This is a genomic window from Nocardiopsis sp. MG754419, from assembly GCF_018207095.1.
Classification (GTDB): Bacteria; Actinomycetota; Actinomycetes; order Streptosporangiales; family Streptosporangiaceae; genus Nocardiopsis.
Window position 1 is genome coordinate 1 of record NZ_QOCZ01000200.1, and the last position, 8,190, is coordinate 8,190.

The window sequence follows — 8,190 nt, forward strand, 5'->3', positions numbered from 1 at the left end:
CCCCGTTCGCCCCTCCCCCGCGGGGCCGGCTCCCTGCCCGCACTCTGCGACGTCCTCCACGGACGCCCCTCACGCTTCGCGACATCGGGTCCTCATTTGTGTACGCTGAGTCACAGCGTTTCCCCGCGGGGTGAGACGCCGCGTACCCACCCGTTGGGGGGAGATCAGCGATGTCGCCGTTCACCAGACCAGCGAGCCGGAGGGGCCGACCCTCCGAACACGCCCGCCTGCTGCAGTGTGTGCAGGGCATCCTGGACCGCTCGGATCGGGCCGTTCCCTGGGAACCGGATACCGTCGGTCTCCCCGAGGCCCACTCCGACAGCGCGCTGGCCCGCATCAACGACGTCGCCTTCTACGCGAACGCGCGCAACGAGGTCTCCACCCTGGCCCGCGTGTGCGTGGACCTGCTTCTCCTGCACAGCCCCGAGGAACACGACGGCTCCCGGTGCGTGAGCTGCCGACTGACGTGGCCCTGCGCGACCTTCGGCGAGATCTCCCGCCTCCTGAGCTGACCCGCCCCCGGCGCCCGCCCCGGACACGGCACGACCGACGTCGCCCGCCGACGTCGGGGCGCGACCCGAGGTCGACGAGCGACGGCCCCTTCCGTGCCCACCACGAGTGAGGCCCGACGACCGAACCGTCGGGCGCCCCGACGGAGGCCGAGGCACGGCACAAGAACAGGTTCTACCACAGGATCCCGACGGGCTTCGGAACACCCCGTCGAGGCGGAGCGGGGCACCCTGAGCTCAGAGGGGAACCGGATCCACCACACGGCCGGCGCGGTGGGGCCTCACAGCTCGAACTGGACGGCGGCCCGCTCGGTCAGCAGCGGGCGGATGATCGCGAGGGCGGCCTGGTGTTCGGGATGGTCCCGGTAGGCGACGAAGGCCGCCTGGTCGGCGACGTCGGCCACCACGGCGAAGTCGAAGGTGTCCGGCCCGATCCCGAGATCCGGGCCGAAGGCGTAGGCGTCGAGCGCGGAGATCGCGCCGGGCAGGGCACCCAGCACCTCCTCCACCCGGGCGACCTGCTCGGGGGTGGTGCCGTCCTGCCAGCGAAAGAGTGCGATGTGTCGAAGTGCCATACCGCCGAACCTACCGGTGGCCGGCCTCGTGCGAGGCCGCACGGCACGGAGCGGGGATCGAGGGAAAGCGGGAGGCCAGGCCCAGGGGCGGGGGACAGCCCCTGGGACCGGCCCTGTTCGGCAGGACGCGGCGGCCATGCACCCGCGAACGCGTGGAGCCCTCCCATGGTCGCCGGCGGGGCGCGCCGTGCATCTTCGACGTTAACGAAGCGGTGGTCACACGACCACCCCGTTCGGATAACCGGAACGTCTCGATTCGGCCCGAAGGGAGGAGCGCGACACCGCGCTGACCTGCGACGACAGAACGTCACCACAGGAGGCGGACCCACCGGTCGACCGGTGATGCGGCTCCGTGGTGGCGTCCGAGCGACGGCCAGGGGGTCGAACACCCCCACCGGAAATCGCAGGGGAATACCCTCGGCAACAATCAACGGTGAGGTTGCCGGGGGTTGCAATTCCGACAGGGGTACGAACAATGAAGTGGCCGACGTCGAGGTCGGCCCGGGATCAACTAATCCTGCTCGCCGTCAGATACGCGCTCGGAGAATCGGCCTCGACTATTTCCATGACCTGCCAGACCTGGCCTCCGACGCTGAACACGTCGCCTACCCGAACATCGATCATGGGAGTGGGACGCCACTCCTTGGGACCGCCGATCTTGGCGACAGCCCTTCCCTCGTCGTCGATCCAGAAACTTCCACCACCGACAGGGCCGCCGGCGAAGCGGTCGTTGCGACCGTAACTGATCTTCTCCTGCGCACCGATCTCGTGAACCACCGTGGATTCAGTCCCCACCGTCTCGTATTCCATTGAAAACGCGTCTATATTAACCCTCCCCCTGCTTTTGCGCAGAGGACTGCGAGAGTTGCCCGACGTTTCGTGCAGAATAGCCGACACAAGTAATGCGCGGGCCGGGACCTTGGTCCCGACCCGCGCGAGAAATCAGTGTGAGATGAGTCCTGGGCCGTGTTCTCCGGGCCTCCGCCGACGCTTCGGCCCGTGCTCGCACGCCCGACGGCACGGCCGGAGCCTCCGAGGGTCCGGGAGAGCACGCTCCACCGGCGGCCGACCGAGGGGACGCCGCCGATGAAGCGACGCACCGGCTCTAGCCGTCGGATCCCCGATCGCCCTTGAGGCGACCGACCAGGGTCTCCAGGGCGGAACTGAACGGGTGGTCGTGCACCATGTACGTCCACGTCATCGACGGACGCTTCACACCGACCTCGCTCACGTCGAGCTCACCGTCGACCACCTCGAGTTCGGCGAAGCTCGCGGCGGCGCGGGCGCGGGCCTCGTCCAGGAAACCCTTGAAGACCGGAACGGCCTCACGGTTGAACTCGTCCAGCGGATCACGGCGACCCAGGTACCGCAGGTGGATGCCCTCGCGCAGTTCCGAGAGGAACGCGTTGTGGTCGGTCCAGCCACGGTCCAGGTGGTAGAGGGTGATGAGCCGGGCCGCCTCGGCGACCCGTGCGGCGTCCAGCTCCTCGACCAGTTCCTCGTGGCGTTCCTTCTGGTCCTTGGCGATGTGTCGGTCGCCCTGGTCACCGCTGAGGACCAGCTCCCGGTGTTCCAGGACCACCTCGCGCTGCACGTCGATGAGCTTGTTGTAGCGCCAGGTGTTGCGGTGGACCTCCAGCAGCTGCCCCTCGGAGACCCGCTGGGAGTGGTCGACCATCGACAACCACGCGTCGTCGGTGATCTCCCCCTCGGCGGTGGTCTTGTAGCCGGTGGTCTCGGAGGCGTGGTTGACGAGCAGGTCGTCGTCCATGCTGACGAAGAAGATGGAGTCGCCCGGGTCGCCCTGGCGTCCGGCGCGTCCACGCAGCTGTCCGTCCAGGCGGCTGCTGGGGTAGCGACCGAAGCCCATCACGAACAGGCCGCCGGTCTCGACCACCCGTTCACGGTCGGCCATGTCGCTGCCGCCGAGCCGGATGTCGGTGCCGCGACCGGCCATCTGGGTGGAGACCGTGACGGCGCCGTGCGTGCCGGCCTCGGCGATGACGGACGCCTCGTCCGCGTCGTTCTTGGCGTTGAGGACCACGCACTCCAGTCCGGCCTCGCGCAGACGGCCGGCGAGCAGCTCGGACTCGGCCACGTCCTGGGTGCCGATGAGGATGGGGCGGCCGGTCCGGTGGACCTCCTCCACCTGCGCGATGAGGGCGTCCTCCTTCTCCTCGCGCGTGGCGTACAGGCGCGTGCCGTGGTCCTCGCGGACGTTCGGCTTGTTGGAGGGGATGACCGCGACCTCGAGCTCGTAGAACTCGCGCAGCTGCTCGGCCACCGACATCGCCGTACCGGTCATGCCGGCGAGCGTGGGGTAGCGCATGACCAGGGCCTGGACCGTGATGGAGTCCAGGACCTCGCCGGTCTCGCTGATCGCCACCTTCTCCTTGGCCTCGACCGCGGCCTGGAGACCGTCCGGCCAGCGCTGGAGGAGGGCGATACGGCCCCGCGACTCGTTGATGAGGCGGACCTCGCCGTCGCGCACCACGTAGTGGACGTCGCGTTGGAGCAGCACGTGCGCGTGCAGGGCCAGGTTGACCTGCGGAAGGATCGAGGAGTCGTCCTCGGAGTAGAGGTCGACGCCGTCCAGGGCCTTCTCGACCGCGTCGATGCCGGCGTCGGTGAGCTGGACGTTGCGCCCCTCGCCGTCGACCTCGTAGTGCACGCGCGGCTTGAGGTCGCGCACCACGTCGGCCATCTCGATGTCGGCGGGCACGGCCTCGGCCGCACCGGCCAGCACGAGCGGGACGCGGGCCTCGTCCACGAGCACGGAGTCGGCCTCGTCGATGATGGCGACGTGGGGTTCGGGGACCACCCGGTCGTCGATGTCGGTGACCATGCGGTCGCGCAGGACGTCGAATCCGAGTTCGCTGACGGCCGCGTAGGTGACGTCGCAGCCGTAGGCCTCCTTGCGGGCCTCGGTCGCGGAGTCCTCGTTGATCGAGCCGACGGTGACGCCGAGCATGCCGTAGAGGGGCCGCATCCACTCGGCGTCCCGTCGGGCGAGGTAGTCGTTGACGCTCAGCACGTGGACGCGCTTGCCGCGCAGGGCGAACCCGGCGGCGGCGAGGGCGCCCGCGAGGGTCTTGCCCTCACCCGTGGCCATCTCGGCCACGTGACCGTCGAGCAGCGCCATGACACCGAGGAGCTGGACGTCGAACGGCCGTTCGTCGAGGGTGCGGCGCGCGGCCTCACGGCCCACGGCGCACAGGTCGACCAGGTCGGCCGGGGAGTAGGGCAGCTCGGCGTAGCCGAGCTCGATGGCCTTCTCCCTCAGCTCGTCGTCACCGAGTTCTCGCAGGCCCTCCTCTTCGGCCTCGATCGCCGGCAGGAGCTTGGTATAAGGCCGCAGGTCCACCGCACCGGGCTTGCCCAGTAGGCGGCGGACGCTTTCCGCCATTCGTCCGAACACCACGCCAGGGTAACGCCGGACACAACCCGTTGGTTCCCCCCGGGTGATCGCATGTGCACAACAATGGCGCGAACTCCCTCAAGAGGGGCACCGGCCCGGCCCCTCCGGGGTTCGGGCTCCCGCGCGGGGGCGCCTCCGCTCCCTGGTCCGTTCCTAGTTGACCAGTTGGCGCTGCGTGCGCTGGCGGGCCTCCATGGCCATGGCGTGCTTGACGAGGGTCACCAGGACTCTGACCACGGACTTGCGGTCACGGGCGTCGCAGTGGACGACGGGGACGTCGGGGGTCAGGTCCAGGGCGTCGCGCAGCTCGTCGGCGCTGTGGTCCGACTCGGGGTCGAACTCGTTGACGGCCACGACGAAGGGCAGACGGTACTGACGCTCGAAGTAGTCCAGGGCCTGGAAGGTGTCCTCCAGGCGCCGGGTGTCGGCGAGGATGACGGCCCCGAGGGCACCGCGGACCAGGTCGTCCCACATGAACCAGAACCGCTGCTGCCCCGGGGTGCCGAACAGGAACAGGGTCAGGTCGGTGTCGAGCGAGATGCGACCGAAGTCCATCGCGACGGTGGTGCTGGTCTTGTCCGGGGTGTGCGAGAGGTCGTCCACCCCGACGCTGGCCGCGGTGACGGCCGCCTCGGTACGGACCGGGGGGATCTCAGAGACAGCCCCCACGAACGTGGTCTTTCCGACCCCGAAGCCCCCGGCGATGATGATCTTGGTGGACAGTTCGGTGGGTGCGTGGACGTTGTTCGTGCTGTTAGCTGAGTGGATCACTGTTTGTCCTAGCGAGAGTGCCGGGCCTGCACGGACGGTTGGCTCACACGACCCGGTCTGGAGGGGGCGGATCCGCTCGGGTCCGAACCTCCACGGGAGGATCCGCATCTGGAACCTAACACCGGCTGGCGCTGGAATCCGGGGTTTCGGCAGAGTGGTCGTCTCGGTGGGGACCACGACGGGGCGGGGGTTTTCGGTCCACACGCGACCGAAGTGCCCCCGAGGTGGGATGTCCGCCTCGTGGCGACGGGTCCGTATTGAGAAACGGGCCGTGGTCAGACAAGCACACTCCCGTACCCCGGTGATCGGACTTTACGACATTGTGAGCGGCCGTTTTCGGCCGCTTTCGGCCGCACGGACCCCTGTCCGGCGCCGCTCCCTGCATCTACGGTGGGTGGAGGGCACCCGCATTTGTGCGGTCGCCGTCGACTCCTGGCACGAGGACGCGACCCACGGGGCCCCGGCGGCGCCTTGGGGCGCACGACCGCCACCGACGTCTCGCTCTTCGATGTCGGACCGGCCGTACCTCCCCTCACGGGCGCTCCTGCGCCCCACCGGCCCACATCCGTCCACGTGGGCCGGTGGAGGCCCACCGTTCCGACCCTCTCCGCGTCGACCGGCGCCGGGACGCGAGCGGCGAGCGCCCCTCCCCCACCGCGGGGGAACCGACGACCACGGAAGCCCGCCCCAGTGCGTAGGATGGGCCGCGCGCCCCTCCCCTGACCGGCGCCGACACGGGCCCGCGCGGCCCGCCCGACCACGGCGTCAGGAGTGTCGGAGATCACGCCCACGGGGATCCACGGGGCAGCGCGTCCACCGAACGAACTCCCGAGGGAGCCGAGAACCCCACATGTCCGATCAGCGCGTCGTCCGCCCCACTCCCATCAGCGGTTTCCCCGAATGGACCCCACAGGTCCGGGCCGTGGAGCAGCGTTGGCTGGACCATATCCGCGCCGGGTTCGAGTCCTTCGGCTTCGCCTCCGTGGAGACCCCCTCGGTGGAGAACCTGGACGTGCTGATGGCCAAGGGCGAGACCTCCCAGGAGGTCTACACCCTGCACCGGCTCCAGGCCGACGCCAAGGACGACTCCGACGCCAGGCTCGGCCTGCACTTCGACCTCACGGTGCCCTTCGCCCGGTACGTCGCCCAGCACTTCAACGAGCTGACCTTCCCGTTCAAGCGCTACCAGACGCAGCGCGTCTGGCGCGGTGAGCGCCCACAGGAGGGCCGCTTCCGCGAGTTCACCCAGTGCGACATCGACGTCATCAACGTGGACTCGGTGCCGCTGCACTTCGACGCCGAGCTCCCCCGCATCGTGCACCGGGTGCTCAGCGGACTGGACATCCCCGCCTGGACCCTGAACGTCAACAACCGCAAGGTGCTGCAGGGTTTCTACGAGGGTCTGGGCATCAAGGACCCGATCGCGGTCATCCGCGCCGTGGACAAGCTCCACAAGATCGGGGACGAGGGCGTCCGGGAGATCCTCGTCACCGAGGGCCTCACCTCGGAGCAGATCGACCCCTGCCTGGCGCTGGCCCGGGTCAAGGGCGACGGTCCCACCGTGGTGGCCGGCGTGCGCGGGCTCGGTGTCACGTCGGAGCTGTTGGACGAGGGGCTGGACGAGCTGGCGTTCGTCATGAACGACCTGGCCGACCTGCCCGAGGGCGACGTGGTGGCGGACCTGTCCATCGCCCGTGGCCTGGACTACTACACCGGCACCGTCTACGAGGCGTCCTTCGACGACGACCCGGGTTACGGCAGCATCTGCGCGGGCGGACGCTACGAGGACCTCGCCGGTCAGTTCATCCGCCGCAGGCTGCCCGGTGTGGGGATCTCCATCGGCCTGACCCGCATCTTCGCCAAGCTCGTCGCCGAGGGGCGCATCGAGGGCGGCCGCGTGTGCCCCACCGACGTGATGGTGGTCGTCCCCAACGCCGAGCGCCGCGCCGACGCGCTGCGCACGGGGGAGCTGCTGCGCGAGCGCGGGTTCAACACCGAGGTGTTCCACTCCACCGCCAAGGTCGGCAAGCAGATCCAGTACGCGTCCAAGAAGGGCATCCCCTTCGTGTGGTTCCCGCCCTTCGACGAGGACGGCGAGCACGAGGTCAAGGACATGGAGCGGGGCGAGCAGACCGGCGCCGACCCCGCGGTCTGGGACCCGAGGGACTGAGTCCTCCGGAGCGTCCCGGGGCGGGTCTCCCCCGCCCCGGGATCCCCGTGGATCGACGAGGGTCACCGTGGGCCCTTAGCAAATCACGGACCGGCATGGGCGGTTTCCGACCCCTCGTGCCGGAACCGGCCATTCCCGAGACAGTCATGGGTACCGGGTGCCAGACTGGTGCCGGTCGCGCCGCGAACGTCACGGACACGGTGTGATCGACATCGGTGTCCTAGTAAACGAGGCCATGTCTCCTCCTCGCCACAACCTGCCCCTGTCCGCCGGCGAGTTCATCCGGTTCGTCGGACGTGAACGTGACATCGTCGACCTGGGTCGCCTGCTCGGTAACGCCAGGATGATCACGCTGACCGGTACCGGTGGAATCGGCAAGACCCGACTCGCCCTCCACCTGGCCGAGCGTGTCCTGCGTCAGTTCCCCGACGGTGCGCGTTTCGTCGACCTGAGCGAGGCCTCGACCCACGAACAGGCACTGCGCGCCGTGGCCGCGGGCCTGAACGCCGTCCAGAGCGACTCCACGACGTTGATGGACGGCATCATCACGGCTCTGCGCACCCAACACCTGTTGCTGTTGCTGGACACGTGCGAGCACGCCGTGGGCCCGATGGCCGAACTGTGCCAGGCGATCCTGCGCGATTGTCCCCGGGTCCGGATCCTGGCGACCAGTCGACAGCCGCTCCACGTGCCCGAGGAGAACGTCTGGCGGGTGCCCCCGCTGTCCCTGCCCTCACGTCCCACCCC

7 protein-coding genes are annotated in these 8,190 nt (G+C 69.3%); 3 read left to right on the forward strand and 4 right to left on the reverse strand.

Features of this window, described 5'->3' with window-relative positions:
* The first annotated feature begins 170 nt into the window (after positions 1-170).
* Positions 171-512: a hypothetical protein gene (locus DSY14_RS25425; protein ID WP_211719144.1), complete on the forward strand. Its 342-nt coding sequence runs from the start codon at positions 171-173 to the stop codon at positions 510-512.
* Positions 513-790: 278 nt separating this feature from the next.
* Here the strand turns inward: DSY14_RS25425 and DSY14_RS25430 are convergent, their stop codons facing one another.
* The 4 genes from DSY14_RS25430 to DSY14_RS25445 form a co-directional block, all read right to left on the reverse strand.
* Positions 791-1,084, reverse strand: coding sequence for a Dabb family protein (locus DSY14_RS25430; RefSeq protein WP_211719145.1), 294 nt, complete (start codon positions 1,082-1,084; stop codon positions 791-793).
* A gap of 507 nt (positions 1,085-1,591) precedes the next feature.
* The gene (locus tag DSY14_RS25435) at positions 1,592-1,894 is read right to left on the reverse strand and encodes a DUF6406 domain-containing protein (protein WP_249188455.1); all 303 of its coding nucleotides are present in this window, start codon (positions 1,892-1,894) and stop codon (positions 1,592-1,594) included.
* Positions 1,895-2,189: 295 nt separating this feature from the next.
* Positions 2,190-4,490, reverse strand: a complete 2,301-nt coding sequence (gene secA2 / locus DSY14_RS25440) for an accessory Sec system translocase SecA2 (protein ID WP_211719146.1) — start codon at positions 4,488-4,490, stop codon at positions 2,190-2,192.
* Between the two features lie 165 nt (positions 4,491-4,655).
* A complete protein-coding gene (locus DSY14_RS25445) occupies positions 4,656-5,273 on the reverse strand; it encodes an ATP/GTP-binding protein (protein ID WP_211719147.1) in 618 nt (205 codons plus the stop codon).
* A gap of 850 nt (positions 5,274-6,123) precedes the next feature.
* Here DSY14_RS25445 and hisS point away from each other — a divergent pair.
* Together hisS and DSY14_RS25455 are read left to right on the forward strand one after the other, a co-directional pair.
* The gene (gene hisS, locus DSY14_RS25450; protein ID WP_211719148.1) at positions 6,124-7,443 is read left to right on the forward strand and encodes a histidine--tRNA ligase; all 1,320 of its coding nucleotides are present in this window, start codon (positions 6,124-6,126) and stop codon (positions 7,441-7,443) included.
* 235 nt (positions 7,444-7,678) lie between these two features.
* A partial coding sequence (locus DSY14_RS25455; RefSeq protein WP_211719149.1) for an AAA family ATPase occupies positions 7,679-8,190 on the forward strand: 512 nt, incomplete at its 3' end.

Excerpts from the sequence above, each read along its gene's own strand:
- DSY14_RS25425 (WP_211719144.1), top strand. The coding sequence starts at position 171 with ATGTCGCCGTTCACCAGACCAGCGAGCCGGAGGGGCCGACCCTCCGAA.
- DSY14_RS25430 (WP_211719145.1), bottom strand. The coding sequence starts at position 1,084 with ATGGCACTTCGACACATCGCACTCTTTCGCTGGCAGGACGGCACCACC.
- DSY14_RS25435 (WP_249188455.1), bottom strand. The coding sequence starts at position 1,894 with ATGGAATACGAGACGGTGGGGACTGAATCCACGGTGGTTCACGAGATC.
- secA2 (WP_211719146.1), bottom strand. The coding sequence starts at position 4,490 with ATGGCGGAAAGCGTCCGCCGCCTACTGGGCAAGCCCGGTGCGGTGGAC.
- hisS (WP_211719148.1), top strand. The coding sequence starts at position 6,124 with ATGTCCGATCAGCGCGTCGTCCGCCCCACTCCCATCAGCGGTTTCCCC.